Source organism: Streptomyces beihaiensis, from assembly GCF_026274175.1.
Lineage (GTDB): Bacteria > Actinomycetota > Actinomycetes > Streptomycetales > Streptomycetaceae > Streptomyces > Streptomyces beihaiensis.
In genome coordinates this window covers 12,763-28,622 of the sequence record NZ_JAPHNL010000323.1, presented here as the reverse complement: position 1 = coordinate 28,622, position 15,860 = coordinate 12,763, and the positions used below count along the sequence as shown (strand labels likewise).

General features: G+C 72.0%; 14 protein-coding genes and 1 pseudogene. 7 read left to right on the top strand and 8 right to left on the bottom strand.

Translation table 11 applies throughout. The annotated features are described in order from the left end of the window. From OFY01_RS29660 to OFY01_RS29645, 4 genes are all read right to left on the bottom strand, one after another. On the bottom strand, positions 1-209 hold a 209-nt coding region (locus tag OFY01_RS29660), incomplete at its 3' end, for a 2-oxoglutarate dehydrogenase E1 subunit family protein (RefSeq protein WP_266605134.1). 239 nt (positions 210-448) lie between these two features. After that, positions 449-1,561 carry a HAMP domain-containing sensor histidine kinase gene (locus OFY01_RS29655; RefSeq protein ID WP_407700453.1) on the bottom strand — a complete coding sequence of 371 codons (1,113 nt, stop codon included), beginning with the start codon at positions 1,559-1,561 and terminating at the stop codon, positions 449-451. Positions 1,562-1,575: 14 nt separating this feature from the next. Next, complete coding sequence (locus OFY01_RS29650; RefSeq protein WP_266605132.1) at positions 1,576-2,313, bottom strand: response regulator transcription factor; 738 nt, start codon at positions 2,311-2,313, stop codon at positions 1,576-1,578. Between the two features lie 93 nt (positions 2,314-2,406). Next, positions 2,407-3,105, bottom strand: coding sequence for a spermidine synthase family protein (locus tag OFY01_RS29645; protein ID WP_266605130.1), 699 nt, complete (start codon positions 3,103-3,105; stop codon positions 2,407-2,409). 120 nt (positions 3,106-3,225) lie between these two features. Here OFY01_RS29645 and OFY01_RS29640 point away from each other — a divergent pair. Next, positions 3,226-3,927, top strand: a pseudogene (locus tag OFY01_RS29640) (rhomboid-like protein); the annotation flags it as partial. A gap of 80 nt (positions 3,928-4,007) precedes the next feature. Here OFY01_RS29640 and OFY01_RS29635 read toward each other — a convergent pair. Together OFY01_RS29635 and OFY01_RS29630 are read right to left on the bottom strand one after the other, a co-directional pair. After that, entirely contained in the window at positions 4,008-5,123 is a 1,116-nt protein-coding gene (locus OFY01_RS29635) for a DUF3626 domain-containing protein (RefSeq protein ID WP_266605128.1), read from the bottom strand. Next, on the bottom strand, positions 5,116-5,817 hold the full coding sequence (locus tag OFY01_RS29630) for a GNAT family N-acetyltransferase (RefSeq protein ID WP_266605126.1): 702 nt from the start codon (positions 5,815-5,817) through the stop codon (positions 5,116-5,118). Before OFY01_RS29630 ends, OFY01_RS29635 begins: the two co-directional genes overlap by 8 nt. Positions 5,818-5,989: 172 nt before the next feature. Between OFY01_RS29630 and lon the strand changes: the two genes are divergently transcribed. Then, positions 5,990-8,452: an endopeptidase La gene (gene lon, locus OFY01_RS29625; protein ID WP_266605125.1), complete on the top strand. Its 2,463-nt coding sequence runs from the start codon at positions 5,990-5,992 to the stop codon at positions 8,450-8,452. Positions 8,453-8,524: 72 nt separating this feature from the next. On the opposite strand, the gene OFY01_RS29620 is transcribed toward lon, so the two are convergent. Beyond that, positions 8,525-9,358, bottom strand: coding sequence for a lysozyme (locus tag OFY01_RS29620; RefSeq protein ID WP_266605123.1), 834 nt, complete (start codon positions 9,356-9,358; stop codon positions 8,525-8,527). Positions 9,359-9,644: 286 nt separating this feature from the next. Between OFY01_RS29620 and OFY01_RS29615 the strand changes: the two genes are divergently transcribed. Beyond that, entirely contained in the window at positions 9,645-10,145 is a 501-nt protein-coding gene (locus OFY01_RS29615; protein WP_407700452.1) for a MarR family winged helix-turn-helix transcriptional regulator, read from the top strand. A 22-nt stretch (positions 10,146-10,167) separates the two neighbouring features. Here OFY01_RS29615 and OFY01_RS29610 read toward each other — a convergent pair whose 3' ends face one another. After that, complete coding sequence (locus tag OFY01_RS29610) at positions 10,168-10,956, bottom strand: protein phosphatase 2C domain-containing protein (protein ID WP_266605119.1); 789 nt, start codon at positions 10,954-10,956, stop codon at positions 10,168-10,170. Between the two features lie 470 nt (positions 10,957-11,426). Between OFY01_RS29610 and OFY01_RS29605 the strand changes: the two genes are divergently transcribed. The 4 genes from OFY01_RS29605 (at position 11,427) to OFY01_RS29590 (ending at position 15,768) form a co-directional block, all read left to right on the top strand. Continuing rightward, positions 11,427-14,207, top strand: a complete 2,781-nt coding sequence (locus OFY01_RS29605; protein ID WP_266605117.1) for a sensor histidine kinase — start codon at positions 11,427-11,429, stop codon at positions 14,205-14,207. Positions 14,208-14,269: 62 nt separating this feature from the next. After that, a complete protein-coding gene (locus OFY01_RS29600; protein ID WP_266605137.1) occupies positions 14,270-14,734 on the top strand; it encodes a roadblock/LC7 domain-containing protein in 465 nt (154 codons plus the stop codon). Continuing rightward, on the top strand, positions 14,721-15,158 hold the full coding sequence (locus tag OFY01_RS29595; RefSeq protein WP_266605115.1) for a DUF742 domain-containing protein: 438 nt from the start codon (positions 14,721-14,723) through the stop codon (positions 15,156-15,158). The genes OFY01_RS29600 and OFY01_RS29595 overlap by 14 nt, the downstream gene beginning before the upstream one ends. Further along, positions 15,139-15,768 (top strand): GTP-binding protein, encoded by a 630-nt coding sequence (locus OFY01_RS29590; RefSeq protein ID WP_266605113.1) that lies wholly within the window; start codon positions 15,139-15,141, stop codon positions 15,766-15,768. Before OFY01_RS29595 ends, OFY01_RS29590 begins: the two co-directional genes overlap by 20 nt. The last annotated feature ends 92 nt before the right edge of the window (positions 15,769-15,860 follow it).

Genomic DNA, 15,860 nt, shown 5'->3' with positions numbered 1-15,860 from the left:
GCGGACCCCGCGGCCGCCGCGCCGGGCTTGTAGTCGGCGAAGAAGTCCCACCAGGCTCGGTCTACCGAATTCGGGTCCTGGAGGTACTGCTGATAGATCTCGTCGACGAGCCACTCATTGGGGCCGAAGGCCGCGGCAGGGTCCTTGCCCTGCCCGCCTTGGTCGGTCTTGGTGGAGCTGCTCGAGTTACTGGGGGACTGTGGCGACACGGCGGTAACCGCCCTCTTCCGCTTCTCACAAGGTGATGGACAGCGGGAATAAAGGCTACGCCCCGATGACCGGCGCGTGGAGGCCGGGCCGTGTTCCGTCGCGTAAGTCACACCGGAAGTCGTGTTTCGGGGAGGGAAATGGCGGGAAACAAGCGGGGTTCCGGTACGACCGACCGCGCGCCCGGCGCGTTCGCGTTCGACCTGGCGCGGCTTGACCTCTCCCTGACCGGAACCCTACGTCAACTTTGCGTTCGCGGCTCGCCCGGAAGGCTGACTCTGATCCGGCAGCCCCGCTCCGATTCGGCCACCGCGATCCGGCCGCCGTGCAGGTCCACGGCCCAGCGGGCGATGGCGAGGCCAAGCCCCGTGCCGCCGTCGCCCTTGCCCTTGGTCCTCGGCCCGTCGCCCCGGTTGAAGCGCTCGAAGACGCGGTGCCACTCCGAGCGCGGTATGCCCGGCCCCTCGTCCTGCACCTCGAGCACCAGGGACTGCGGGTAGGCCCCGCGCCGCGCCCGTACGGTGACACGGCCGTGCGGCGGGGAGTGCTTCACCGCGTTGTCGATCAGGTTCGCCACCACCTGGTGGAGGCGCTCCGGATCGGCGTGCGCGGTCAGCTCCGGCGGCGAGACGTCCAGGTGCAGATGAACGTCCGTACGGGTGTGGCTGCCGGAGTCCGAGGCGAGCCCGGCCCGCTGGGAGACCGACATGTTGGCCTCCTTCAGGACGCCCGACAGATACGGCCAGACCTCGAAACGGAGCGCCTTGAGCGGCACCACGCCGTTGTCCAGACGGGACAGGTCGAGCAGTGTCTCGACGAGCCTGCCGAGCCGCTCCGTCTGCTTCAGCGCCGTGCGCATGGTCTCCGCGTCGGGCCGCATGACGCCGTCGACCACGTTCTCCAGGACCGCGCGCAGGCCCGCGATGGGCGTGCGCAGCTCGTGCGACACATTGGCCACGAGTTCCTTGCGCTGCACGTCCTGGGCGGCCAGCTCGTCGGCCATGCGGTTGATCGTGACCGCGAGGTCGCCCAGCTCGTCGTGGCGCCCGGCCCCGCGCACCCGGCGCGTGTAGTCGCCCTCGGAGATGGAGCGGGCCACCGTGTTCATCTCGTCGAGCGGCGCCGTCAGAGAGTGCGCCACGAACTGCGTGAGCAGCAGCGTGGCGATGATCGAGAACACGGTGATGAAGCGCAGCTCGGTCGCCGTCTTGAGCGCCACCACCACCAGTCCCGTGGTGATGAAGACCGAGACGACGACGAGCGTGCCGAGCTTTGCCTTGACCGAGAAGGGGCGCAGCCCGCCCGACGCCCACAGCGGGCTGAGCGGCGGCTGTGCGGGCCGGCCCTGCGGCACCCGGTCCCCGGCCGTCACGGTGTCGGCGTCTCCAGCGCGTAGCCCACACCGTGCACGGTGCGGATGCGCTCCGCGCCGATCTTGCGGCGCAGCGCCTTGATGTGGCTGTCGACGGTGCGGGTCCCGGACGCGTCGGCCCAGTCCCACACCTCGGCGAGCAGCTGCTCGCGGGAGAGCACCGCGCGCGGCGTGTTCGCCAGGCAGACGAGCAGGTCGAACTCGGTCGGGGTGAGGTGTACGTCCTCGCTCCTGACCCGGACCCGGCGCTGTGCGTGGTCGATCTCCAGCTCGCCCAGGCGCAGGATGCCGCTGCGCGGGGTCGTCGCGGCCAGTGCCGCGCGCTCGACCCGGCGCAGCAGCACATGGACGCGGGCCGCCAGCTCCCGGATGGAGAACGGTTTGGTCATGTAGTCGTCGGCGCCGACGCCGAGCCCGACGAGCATGTCCGTCTCGTCGTCTCTGGCCGTCAGCATCAGCACCGGCACCGGCCGCTGCGCCTGGACTCTCCGGCACACTTCCAGGCCGTCGAAGCCCGGCAGCATGATGTCGAGGATCAGCAGGTCAGGCTGCCAAGCCTCGGCCGTGTCGACCGCCGACGGGCCGTCCTGTGCCGTTTGCACCAGGAATCCCTCGGCGCGCAGCCGCGTGGCGATGGCGTCGACGATCGTCGGATCGTCCTCGACGACCAGGACCCGACGCTGAGCGCCGGGCGCCGTCGTGGTGGTGTTGTGGGAGGTGTGTGTCTGCTCCATCGCCCGCCCCTGAATGCACGCCGTGGGGGACGTGCTTGACGCTTGCATGATCTGGGTTCGGACGTCAGCGTACGGGGAGTTACCACCGGTCGGCTACGCGCCCCGTGCTGCGAGGTGCACAACGTCCGGTACTCCTCGGACAACGGGGATCTCTTCGGTGCGGACCCTCGTGAATCCGGCATTCCGCAAGGTTTCTTCGAAAATCGCGGAGGGTTGGGCCGACCACACGGCGAGCACTCCGCCGGGGTTCAACCGCCGTCGGCAGGCGGCGAGTCCGGCCGCCGAGTACAGGCTCTCGTTGCCGTCGGTGACGGTCCAGCCGGGCCCGTTGTCGATGTCGAGACAGAGCGCGTCGAACGTGTCCCGCGTCTCATCCACGTACGGGACGAGGTCCGCCTCGACGATCCGCGCGCGGGGGTCCGCGAGCGCCTCGCAGGTGAGGTCGCGCAGCGGTCCCGAGCGGTGCCAGTCGATGATCGCTGGTTCGCGTTCGACAACTGCGACGCTCCCCCAGAACGGGTCCGCCACCGCGTGGACCAGCGAGAACCCGACGCCGAGCCCGCCGATCAGGACGCTCGGCCGCGCCCCGTCGCGGTCCCGTCCGGGCGCCAGCGCGTCGCGCGCCGCGTCGACGAGCAGCCGCTCGGAACGGCCGTCGGAGGTGTCCATGAGGAACGTGCCGTTGGCGATGATCTGGAGCAGTTCGCCGTGCCGGCGCAGCACCACTTCGCCGTACGGGCCTTCGCGGCGATCGAGGACGACGGGCGGCTCCGGGACATGCATCGCGCTCATGCGGGCCATTTTCACGTACGCCAGAGTGGGCCATGGGGGTTGTCGGACACACCCGGGGGAGGGGCACGCGGGGCGGTGACGTTTCGAGGCGGTAAGAGGTTGCTGTGAAACGCGTCTCAGGTGGCGCCCGTCACTGACACCGCGGCCTTCGGGGACGGACGGTGGGGCGGTGCGAGGCGGCACGAAAGGGGTCTTCGCGTGGAAGTTCGCGTGGAAGCGGGCGAGGCCACGGGCCGCGGCGACGGCACCGGCCGGGCGTCGGCCGCCGTCGGACGCTTCGTCCGGCGCCCGGTCCGGCTCCTGCCCACACCGACCGGTACGCCCTTCACCTTCTCGTACGGCGTGGTTCTCCTCGCCACCTCGCTCTTCACGCGGTACGGCGACCCGGAGACCGTGCGGGCCGCGCTGCGCGCCTCCAGCACCGATGTCAGCCATTTGGCCCATACGCCGCTGTTCGTCCTCGTGGCCAGCGCGCTGTGGATCGCCGGCGGCCTCACCTCGCCGTTCGTGATCGGCTTCGTGCTGGTGCTCACCGCGCTGGAACGTCGCGTCGCAGGCCCGCGCACCGCCGTGGTCTTCCTGCTCGGGCACGTCCTGGCCACGCTCGCCACCGAGGTGCCGGTGGGCGTCGCCGTCCTCGCCGGGCATCTGCCGGACAGCTCGCTGCACCGTCTCGACTACGGCGTCAGCTTCGGTGTCGCGGCGAGCGTCGGAGCCCTCGCGGTGCTGCTCGCGCCGTGGCCGAGATGGCTGATTCTCGGCGGTGTGAGCGCGATGCTGCTCCAGGACCTGCTCGCCTTCACCGACCCCCTCACCGACTGGGGCCATCCGATCGCCCTCGCCGTCGGCGTGGCCTGCGGGCCGCTGGTGCGGCGCCGGCGGGCGTCGGCCCGACCGCGTTCTCAGCCGGTGGCGCGAAAACCGGTGGCGCGCGAACCGGTGTCGCCGAACTCCACCAGGCAGTGCCACACCTGTTTGACCAGCTGGAGCACCTCGTCCGGTGTGCCGTACGCGGCCCACTTTCCGGGCGACCTGAGCGCCGAGGCGGCGGCCAGTCCGACGGTGGCCGCGTCCACGGCGCCGTCCGCACCGAACTCGTCCGCCACGCGCGCGGCGAACGGAGGCATGAGCGGCCCCCGGAACGCCGCGAGCTCGTCGTCCCGCCCGGCGGGGCGCAGCACGAACCCGGAGTGCCACTCGACCGGCACCCCGAGCGAGGCGAGCAGCTCAGCGGTGCCGGTGCCCCTGAACGACGGGTCGACGACGATCGCCTCCGCGTCCCTGGCCAGATCCACGTCCCCGTGCACCTGCGCCTCCACGTAGTGGTCGAGCGCACGCCCGACGGGCCGGGCCGCGGCGGCCTCCGCGAGCGCGCCGATCTCGGCCACGGGGTCGGCGCCCGCGACCCCGAGCGACTGCCCGCTCGCGGCGGCGTCGGTCACGAGCGCGGCGAGGACGGGCAGGAACGCGTCGATGGTGCCCAGGTCCTTCGGCCCGACGTGACTGTCGCCGAAGCAGAACGTCGCGCGCCCGCTCACCTCGGGCCGCAGCCGCACATGGCACGACCCGAACCGTGGTGCGGCACCGTCCGCGTGCCGCATCAGGTTCAGGGCGCCGTACTTCGGCCGCTCCCGGGCGGCGGCGCCCGTGTACGCCCCGCCGAACAGCCGCTCCTCCCAGCTGTCCCGCAACCCGCCGGGGTGCGCGCTGCGGCTGCCGTTCGACAGGCCGGTCTCGTACTGCCCCCGGTACCGGCCGTCCGCGGCGAGCCGGTCGGCGACGGTGCCGCGGTGGTCGGCGAGCAGCCGGTCCGGATGGAAGTTGAGCGTCACGCGCGCGTGCCCGCGCAACAGGCCGCACAGCCGCTCGGCGTCCTCTTCCGTCACCCCGTGCCCGAGCAGCCGCCCGAGTGCCCTGCCGCGCTCGCGGTCCCCGGCCGCACGAATGCGGCGCAGCGCGGATTCCTGGGCGGCGGTCAGGGTGGCCGGTGCGTCCGTGGTCCGGCGGGCCTCAGCCATGGTCGCGTCCGGCGGTGCCCGTGCAGCGGGCGTTGGTCAGCGGAGCCACGGCGTGCCAGCCGACCGCTTCGTACAGCAGTCGGCCCTCGGGGGTGGCGGCCAGGACGGCGCGGCGGGCGCCGTCCGCGGCGGCGCGCGCGTGCAGGCGGCGCATGACCAGCGTGCCGAGCCCCTTGCGGCGATGGTCCTCGGACGTCTCGACCTGGTCGACGACCACGCTCGTGCCGGTCGGCGCCCGGGCCACCTGTCCGCGCGCCGCGAAGGCCCCGTCCTCGTCGGTGACCAGGACACGGGTGACGCCCGCCGTGGTCCAGGTGTGCAGCTCGTAGCCGGGTGGCGCGGTCGCGGGGGCGGCGCCCGCGTCGGCCGGTGCGAGTTCCCTGGCCATCAGCCAGTCGTCCGCGCCGAAGGGGGTCCACTCCGGGCCGAGCCAGGGCAGCACGCGCGCCGGATCGGCGAAGACCTTGAGCTGCATGCCCGCGCCGCGGGTCGACTCGGCGGCCTTGCGCACGTCCGCCTCGCGCACCGCGTCACCGGTTTCGGCCAGGACATGCCGTCCGACGTGGGCCGGGAGGCCGACGCGGACGGTGTAGCCCCAGGGTGCGACGAGCGGGGGAGCGGCGCCGCGCGAGACGACCCACCCTTCGACCCAGGCCCGTACGAGATGTCGTCCAAGATCCGTGCCGTTCGCCATCAGCGCTCCCCGTATACGACGCGTAATGCCCGAATTAGGGGTGTGGATATTACGGAAGATCGCCTTCGCTTCGACAGGCGCGATCGCCCAGAGCGAACACCGGGAGGGGAACATCCAGGGGCGGCCATGCATTGAGTCCATGTAGCTCAACTTGAATGACGAAGGGGAGATCATGGCTGCTGATTCCTCGGCGTTCAACGCCGCCGCCCTCACTCTGCCTGTGCTGCCGCTCGACGACGAGGTCGTGCTGCCCGGGATGGTCGTCCCGCTCGACCTGACCGACGCCGACGTACGCGCCGCGGTGGAGGCCGCGCAGGCCGCCGCCCGCTCCGGCGGGCCCGGCGGGGGAGCCGGTGGGCCCGCCGGTGGCAGCAAGCCGCAGGTGCTGCTTGTTCCGCGGATCGACGGGACGTACGCGACCACGGGTGTGCTCGGCACCGTCGAGCAGGTCGGACGGCTCGCCGACGGCGACCCCGGCGCGCTGATCCGCGCCCGCCGCCGTGTGCGGATCGGCGCGGGCACCACGGGGCCCGGCGCCGCGCTGTGGGTCGAGGGGCGGCACGTCGAGGGGGCGGAGACCGTGCCCGAGCCGCTGCCCGGCGCCGTCACCGAACTGGTCAAGGAGTACAAGGCGCTCGCCACGGAGTGGCTGAAGAAGCGCGGCGCCTGGCAGGTCGTGGACCGTGTCCAGGCGATCGACGACGTCTCCGCGCTCGCCGACAACTCCGGCTACTCGCCGTTCCTGACCACCGCCCAGAAGATCCAGCTCCTCGAGACCGTCGACCCGGTGGCCCGCCTCAAGCTCGCCACCACCCAGCTGCGCGAGCACCTCGCCGAGCAGGACGTCGCCGAGTCCATCGCCAAGGACGTCCAGGAAGGAGTGGACAAGCAGCAGCGCGAGTTCCTGCTGCGCCGTCAGCTCGACGCCGTGCGCAAGGAGCTGCGTGACCTCAACGGCGAGAAGGACGGTGAGGAGTCCGACGACTACCGGGCCCGTGTCGAGGCCGCCGACCTGCCCGAGAAGGTGCGTGAGGCCGCCCTCAAGGAGGTCGACAAGCTGGAGCGCTCCAGCGACCAGTCGCCCGAGGGGTCCTGGATCAGGACGTGGCTCGACACCGTCCTGGAACTGCCGTGGAACGAGCGGACCGAGGACGAGTACGACATCCGGGGCGCGCGGGCCGTCCTGGACGCCGAGCACTTTGGCCTGAAGGACGTGAAGGAGCGCATCACGGAGTACCTGGCCGTGCGCAAGCGCCGCGCCGACCGAGGTCTCGGCGTGGTCGGCGGACGGCGCGGGGGCGCCGTTCTCGCGCTCGTCGGCCCGCCCGGCGTCGGCAAGACGTCGCTCGGTGAGTCCGTGGCCCACGCGATGGGCCGCAAGTTCGTGCGCGTCGCCCTCGGCGGCGTACGCGACGAGGCGGAGATCCGCGGCCACCGGCGTACGTACGTCGGCGCGCTGCCCGGCCGCATCGTGCGCGCCGTCAAGGAGGCCGGGTCCATGAACCCGGTGGTGCTGCTCGACGAGATCGACAAGGTGGGCTCCGACTTCCGGGGCGACCCGGCCGCGGCCCTCCTCGAAGTGCTCGACCCCGCGCAGAACCACACCTTCCGCGACCACTACCTGGAGGTCGAACTCGACCTGAGCGACGTCGTCTTCCTCGCGACGGCCAACGTCCTCGAAGCCATCCCCGAGGCCCTGCTCGACCGCATGGAGCTGGTCCGGCTCGACGGCTACACCGAGGACGAGAAGGTCGTCATCGCCCGCGACCACCTGGTCCCACGCCAGCTGGAGCGCGCGGGCCTGCACAAGGACGAGGTCACCCTCGGTGAGGACGCGCTGCGCAAGCTCGCCGGCGAGTACACGCGCGAGGCGGGCGTGCGCAACCTGGAGCGGTCCGTCACGCGCGTGCTGCGCAAGGTCGCGGCCCAGCACGAACTGGGCGAGCGCGAGCTGCCGTTCACGGTCGGCGAGGGCGATCTGCGCGCTCTGATCGGCCGGCCGCACCACGTGCCCGAGTCCGCCCAGGACCCGGCCGAGCGGCGCACCGCGGTGCCGGGCGTGGCGACCGGACTCGCGGTCACCGGCGCGGGCGGCGACGTCCTCTTCGTCGAGGCGTCCCTCGCCGACCCGGAGACCGGCGCGGCGGGCCTGACCCTCACCGGACAGCTCGGCGACGTCATGAAGGAGTCGGCGCAGATCGCGCTCTCCTTCCTGCGCTCGCACGGCGCGGAACTGGAGCTGCCCGTCGGCGACCTGAAGGAGCGCGGCGTGCACATCCACTTCCCGGCGGGCGCGGTCCCCAAGGACGGCCCGAGCGCGGGCGTCACGATGACGACGGCCCTCGCGTCGCTGCTGAGCGGGCGGCTCGTCCGTACGGACGTGGCGATGACCGGTGAGGTGTCGCTGACCGGGCGGGTGCTGCCGATCGGCGGCGTCAAGCAGAAGCTGCTCGCCGCGCACCGGGCCGGGATCACCACGGTGATCATCCCGAAGCGCAACGAGCCGGACCTCGACGACGTCCCGGCGGAGGTCCTGGACCGGCTCGACGTCCACCCGGTCACGGACGTCCGCCAGGTGCTCGAACTGGCCCTCGCCCCGGCCGCGTCGGAGGTGGAGCTTCCGGCCGCGGCGTGACGGACGCGGCCGGAGGACAAGGGCCGGGCTCCCTCGGGGGCCCGGCCCTCGGTCTGGCCCGGACGGTCCGGCTCAGCCGTTCGCCAGCGCCTGGACCCGGTCGAGCGCGCCGTTGAACTTGTCGTGGTCGCCCACCGTCGGGCCGGAGTCGGTGTACTGCCACATGGTGTAGTACGACCAGCCCGCGGGCAGCGTTCCGGCGGTGAAGGAGTAGCGGGCCACCCACAGCGGGTCGTAGGAGGCGAAGCCGCTGTAGTTGCCCGTGCACTGGGTCCACCAGCTGGTGGAGGTGTAGATCACGGCGTCCCGGCCCGTGCGGTACTTGTACTCGTTCAGGAACGACCGGATCCAGCTCACCATCCCGCTCTGCGACTTGCCGTAACAGGCCGCCCCGTACGGGTTCCACTCGATGTCGAGCGTGCCCGGCAGGGTCTTGCCGTCCTTCGACCAGCCGCCGCCGTGGTTGACGAAGTAGTCCGCCTGGGTGGCGCCGCTCGTCGTGTTCGGGGTCGCGAAGTGGTAGGCGCCGCGGATCATGCCGACGTTGTACGAGCCGTTGTACTGCTGGGCGAAGTACGGGTTCGTGTAGTACGTCCCCTCGGTGGCCTTGGTGTAGGCCCAGCGCACGCCGCTGTTCCAGAGCGTCGACCAGGCGACGTTGCCCTGGTGGCTGCTGACGTCGACGCCCTCGGTCTGGGTGACCGACAGGGGTGACACGGACGTCTTCTTGCCGTGGCCCTCATGGGCGGCTACGCCGATGCCCATGTAGGCGCTGCCGCGGGCGGGCTTGCCCGCGGCGTGGGCCGCGCTCGGAAGGGTGAAAAGCAGCGAGAGTGCCGCGAGGAGAATCCCGGCCACGCCGATGCGGGTACGGCCGGTGGTGGTGCGGGGTCTGTGCACGGGCATTGCATGCCTCCGGAGGCCTCATGGGGAATCAGCGGTGCTGATCGGGACCTGTGCTGTGGCTCATGCTGTGCTGACCTGCCGACATGTCACGGGCTGTGGGGATGGTGTGAACATGCCATGTGTGTCATGTATGACGCTACGCATGTAGACCCGTCAGAGGAAGAGGGACTCGGTGACGCCGTTGGTCTACTCCTGCGAAATACTGGCGGAGCTGCGGTGATGGCGGCGGTTGGCAGAAATTTTCACGACGACGAAACCCGGGGAGGCTGAGGCCATGGGCGCTGACGTGCACGAAGGCGGGAACGGTGAGCGGCGGACGGCGGAACAGGCGGCGAAATCCGCCTCGGCGCCGACTGGTGTGGACCAGGAATTCCTGGCGCTCGAACGGGAGTTGACGGTATTCCTGCGGCGTGCGCGGGCCTCGTCGGGCGAGATGGCCCGCGAGGTCCACCCGGACCTGGAACCGGCCGCGTACGGACTCCTGGCCCGGCTGGAGGAGTGCGGCGCCCAGCGCGCCACCGAGCTCGCGGCCTACATCGGCGTCGGCAAGGCGACGATGAGCCGCCAGCTGCGCGCCCTGGAGGAACTCGGCTTCGTGGGCCGCGAACCCGATCCCGCCGACGGCCGGGCCTGGCTCGTCTCCCTCACCGAGCGCGGCCGCGCCGACTTCGGCAAGGTGCGCGACGCGCGCCGCATGCGGTACGTGCGGCAGCTGGCGGGCTGGGACCGCAGGGAAGTCGCCGAACTGGCGCGGCTGCTGCACCAGCTCAACGCCGGGGCGGAGTGAGCTCCGTGGCTCGGTGCGAGCCTCACAGCTCGGCGTAGACCACTGACGCGTCGTCGTGGGTCTTGCCGCGGCCGAGGAAGACCCGCTCCCGCTCGTCCGCGTCCTCAAGGGCGCGCACCCGCGCCACCGCCGCCCGCGCGCCCTCCTCGCGGACGAGCGTGAACAGCCCGGCCCAGTCGCCCTCGCCGAACTTCTCCACCCAGCGCGTCACCCCGTCGGTCAACGCGGCGAGCGCCCGGACCTCGGCTCGGGGCAGGGCCCCGGTCACCGCACGGGCCGCCACGGCCGGGTCCGCGGCGGCGGTGAAGAAGCCGCCCTCCTTGTTCCGTACGGTCGCGTCGGCCACCTCGTCCGAGACCAGCGAGGCGCTCGGGAGGCGGGCGAGCCGGTCGTCGAGGACCGGCGTCACCGTGCCGTCCACCGCCCCGACGAGCAGTGCCGAGTCGGAGAGCACCAGGTGCTCGATCCGCTCCTCGTCCCACCGGGCGAGGACCACGGTGGCCTGTGGTGTACGCGGGTGAGAAAGGTCACAGGTGGTGCGATGGGTGTCGGCGGTCCGGCCGATGGCGGCGGCGAGGATGTCGCACAGCGTCATATCCCGGCGTGAAGCGGACAGTTCGCTCAGGGCGCCGCCGAGGCGGGCCGTGAACCAGGGGACGGAATGCAGACACCCGTCGTCGCCGCGCGGCGGAGTGACGCCGTCGAGGACGACGAGCGATCCGCCCTGTCCCCACGCGGGAGCGGTCGCCGACGCGTAGTCCTCGTTGGGGCGGTCCGGGTCTCCGGGCTCTGTGGCCAGTTCGATGCGCATCGGGCCAAGTCTGCACGAGCCCTTCACAACAGCAGGTCATGCGGGGCCGCATGGCGTCCGGCGGCCCGCCGAACGCCGGGTTTGCGGCGGAATGATCGGTTCCGGCGGTGGGTGGCGGGGCATCTTGCCAAACCCTGTGAACCACGTCCAACCGGCACACCGCGCGGGGGCCGCGGCCGAGGCCGGGGAACTTGATCCCAACTCCTGCTCGGGGTTCACTCCTTCGGGTGGCGGGCTCGGTGATGCCTGTCCGCTGCTCACCGGCGCTGGAATGGTCAGGAGCCATACCGGTGGGGCGAGCGAGTTGACGGATCGTCATCCGGGCCCTTGGGTGGGACGAGTCAGGAATGCGAGCAGTAGTGTCGGATTTTGGCGTGGCGTCCGGGGGTGTTGACGGTTCGTCGGCCTCCGACCGTTCGTCCGGGCCGGGCGCGGCCCGAGGTCAGGAGCCCGGTCCTCCCGCGACGGGGATGCCTCCCGTGTCTTCCCCCTCCTCAGTGCTTTCACCACCTTCGCCACTTTCGCCGCCTTCACCGCCTTCAGGGGGTAAGGGCAAGCGTGTGCGGGTGCGCAGTCGCCTCGTCGTCGCCGTCGCCGTCGTGGCGGCGGCCGTCGCCGGGGCAGGAGCGCCCGCGATCGTCGCCGCGTCCGACCGGGTCGGCACCTCGCAGGGGCTCGTCGACGACGCCCGCCGCACGCAGCACGCCCTCGCCCTGTCCCATGCCCTCGCGGACGAGCGCGACGAGGTCACCTCGTACATCGCCGCGGGACGCCCGAAGGGGCAGGGGCTGAGCGAGGAGCGCAGCGCGCTCGTCGACCGGCAGGTGGCGGAGTTGCGCGACGACGCGCCCGCCGATCTGCGCCGCACCATCGACGGTATCGCCGCCGTCCGCCGCGCCGCCCTCACCGGCAAGGGCTCCGCCATCGAGGCGCACACCGCGTACACCAAGGCCATCACCGAACTGCACCACCTCGCCGAGGATCTCGCCGACCGCATCCCCGCCCGAGCGGGTACCGGCGCGCACGCCCTCGCGGACCTCGACCGCGCCGTCGACCAGGCCGCCGCGGCCCGCGGCCTGCTGCTCGCCGCGTACGCCGTACCGCGCGACACCAGCACCTCCACCGTCATCGACCCGGTGACCGGACTGCCCAGGGCCGTGGTCGGCGAGGACCCGGCCGCCAAGAGCCGCCGCGACGCCCTGTCCGCCGCCGCCCAGCAGGCCCGGGTGCGCGAACAGGCGGCCCTCGCCGACTTCAGGGACTCCGCCCCCACCGCCTCCGTCAACGCGTACGACTCCACCGTCAGCGGGCCCGACACCGACAAGGCCGTCCACTACCTCGACAAGCTCACCGCCGCCCCGACGCTCACCACCACCGAACTCGGCTACAGCAAGAAGCACATCGACGCCGCGCTGACGTCCCGCGTCGAGCAGATGCGCGGCGCCGAGTCCGCGCTCGGCGAGCGGCGCGTCCAGCGCCTCGAACAGCTGCGCGACGACGATGTCACCGCCCTGGAGATCAGGATCGCCCTGGTCGGTGTCTGCCTGCTCGCCGCGGCCGGTGTCGCCATGGCCACCGCCCGCTCGCTGACCCGCCCGCTGGCAGTGCTGCGTCTCGGCTCCGCGCGGATCGCCACCGGCCCGGCGGCCGAGCAGCCCATCGCGTTCACCGGCCGCAACGACGAGTTCGCCGAGGTCGTCCGTTCCGTCAACGCCCTGCACGCGCACGCCGTCGGCCTCCACGAGCGGATCACGACCCTGGAGACCGACCGCCGCCACCTGGTGGGCGAGCGGCAGCGGATGGCCGACGCGCGCGACGCGCTGCGCGCCGAACTCGCCGACGTACGGGCGGAACTCGCCCGGTCCCAGACACAGCTGGAGCGCGTCCGGCACTCCATCCACGGCACCTTCGTCAACCTCGCGCTGCGCACCCTCGGCCTCGTCGAGCGCCAGCTCGGCGTCATCGAGGGCCTGGAGGAGCGGGAGCACGACCCCGAGCGGCTCGCGACCCTCTTCAAGCTCGACCACTTCGCCACCGTCATGCGGCGGCACAGCGAGAACCTCCTCGTCCTCGCCGGCGCCGAGCACGGCCAGCAGCACGCGGGAGCGGTGCCGCTCGTCGACGTCGTGCGCGCCGCCGTCTCCGAGATCGAACGGTACGAGCGGGTGCGGATCGCGGCACTGCCGCCGCACGCGCACATCGCCGGGTTCGCCGCCGACGACCTCTCGCACCTGGTCGCCGAACTCCTGGAGAACGCCGCGTCGTTCTCCCCGCCGGACGCCGCCGTCGAGGTCTCCGGCTGGCTCCTGGAGAACGGCGAGGTCATGCTCTCCGTCCAGGACGAGGGCATCGGCATGGCCGAGGAGAAGATGGCCGCCCTCAACGCCCGGCTCTCCTCGTTCTCGCCCGACCAGGCCCACGACCCCGAAGCCGCCGACGGCCTCGGGCTCGGCCTGTACGTCGTCGCCCGGCTCGCGGCGCGGCACGGCCTGCGGGTCCGGCTGCGCGAGCAGAAGCAGGGCGGGGTGGCGGCCGTCGTGGTGCTGCCCACCGCGCTGCTCGCCGCCGCGCCCTCGGCCACGGTGCCGCCCGCCGCTCCGGTGTCGGGCGCCGCGCCCTGTGTCCACCTGCCCGGTTCGGAGGCCGAGGCCAACTCCAACGTCCTGGACGGGCGTACGGGCGGCGGCCCCGGCGCCGATCCGCTCATCCGGGCGGCGGAACAGACGGTGGCCGAGTCGGAGGCCGACTTCGAGCCCGCGACCGACGCCCAGCCGGAGCCGGAGCCCGTAATCGCGCCCGGGGAACGGATCGCCGAGACCACCATGGAGCTGGTGGCCCCTGTGCTCCCGGAGCCCATGGCCGAGTCCGCACCGGCCCCGGCCCCCGCACCCGCCCCCGCACCGGCCCCCGTCCCTGAGCCTGACGCCCACGAGCGCACTCCCGACGAGAGCCCCGCCGAGCCGTCACCGCGACAGCAGACGCCCAAGTGGGAGCGGGTCACCGACAAGGGCCTGCCCAAGCGCACCCCGAAGATCGCCGCGCCCGCCACCGCCCCGCAGCAGCGCCCGGCCTCCGTCGACGCGGAGGCCCTGCGGCGCAGGCTCGGCGGATTCCACCGCGGCGCCCAGGAGGGCCGCCGCGACGTGGAGGCGGAGATCCTGGCGGGCCCACACGAACAAGCGCACCGGCGCGCGCACCAAGAACGTTTCGGAGAAGCCAAGGGGGACACAGCCGAGGAGGCAAGCAGTTGACTGCGCCCACCCCTGCACTCAACAACCCTGCACTCAACAACCCTGCACTCAACAACCCTGCACTGAGCACAGAGGCCCGCAACCTCCACTGGTTGCTGACCAACCTGGTAGAGGAGGTGCCAGGGCTGCTCTCCGTCGCGGTCGTCTCGTCCGACGGGCTGCTCCTGCTCTCCTCGGACCCGGGCAGGAACACCGAGTCCCGCCCGGACCGCAGCGGCGGACCGAAGGGCTCCAGCGCCGACCTGGCCACGATCGTGTCCGGACTCGGCAGCCTCACCATCGGCGCCGCCAAGCTGATGGACGGCGGGAGTGTGAAGCAGACCATGGTCGCCATGGAGGAGGGCAGCCTCTTCGTCATGTCGATCAGCGACGGCTCCCTGCTCGGCGTGCACGCCACCCCGGACTGCGACATGAGCGTCGTCGCGTACCACATGGCGCTCTTCGTCGGCCGCGCCGGGCACGTCCTGACGCCCGAACTACGCAGCGAACTGCGCAAGTCGATGGAGAGCACCAGTGAGCAGCAGTAGTAGCAGCGGCAGTGGCAACGGCGGTCCCGCGAAGCTCCCCGTACGCGGCGGCGACCGCAAGCCCGCCCGCGTACGCCCCTACTCCCTGACCGGCGGCCGCACCCGCTTCGGGCACGTCCTGCTGGTGGAGACGTTCATCGCGAGCACCGCCGCCATCGAGGCACCCGACGAACGTCTCGAAATAGGGAAGGGCACCCTCGCGGCGGTCATGCCGGAGATGCGGGCGATCGTCGAACTGTGCCGCCGCATGCGCACGGTCGCCGAGATCGCCGCGCTGTTGAAGATGCCCCTGGGCGTGGTCCGTGTGCTCCTGAGCGACCTCGCCGACCAGGGAAAGATCCGAGTTTACGGAACCGGTCACGGCCCGGGGCAGCCGAACCGGGCGCTCCTGGAAAGGGTGCTGAGTGGACTCCGCCGTCTCTGAACTCCTCGGGGGGCTCCCCGCCGAGGAGGAGCAGTTGCAGGTCTGGCAGACGGACCGGAGCCGGGCGCCCATCGCCACGAAGATCGTGGTCGCGGGCGGCTTCGGCGTGGGCAAGACGACCCTGGTGTCCGCCGTGTCGGAGATCCAGCCCCTCCAGACGGAGGCGCTGATGACCCAGGCGAGCGAGGAGACGGACGACCTCACCGCGACGCCGGGCAAGACCACGACGACGGTCGCCATGGACTTCGGCCGCATCACGCTCGACGACGACCTGGTCCTGTACCTGTTCGGCACGCCGGGCCAGCAGCGGTTCTGGTTCATGTGGGACGACCTGGTGCGCGGTGCGATCGGCGCGGTCGTGCTCGCCGACACGCGCCGCCTGCCGGACTGCTTCCCCGCGCTCGACTACTTCGAGAGCTGCGGACTGCCGTACGTCGTGGCCGTCAACCACTTCGACGGGTCGGAGCGGTTCGAGCCCGAGGACGTGCGCGAGGCGCTCACGGTGCCGCCGCACGTGCCCGTGCTGGTCATGGACGCGCGCCGGCGCATATCCGTGATCGAGACGCTGCTCGCCCTGGTCGGCCACGCGCTGGAAGCCACGCCCGAATAGGCTCCAGGACCCCCGTCCCGCACCTCGTCCCCGCCCCCGGTCCCCGCCCTCAGTTCCCGCCCCCCGTCACCGTACGCAAGTGATCAGTTAGA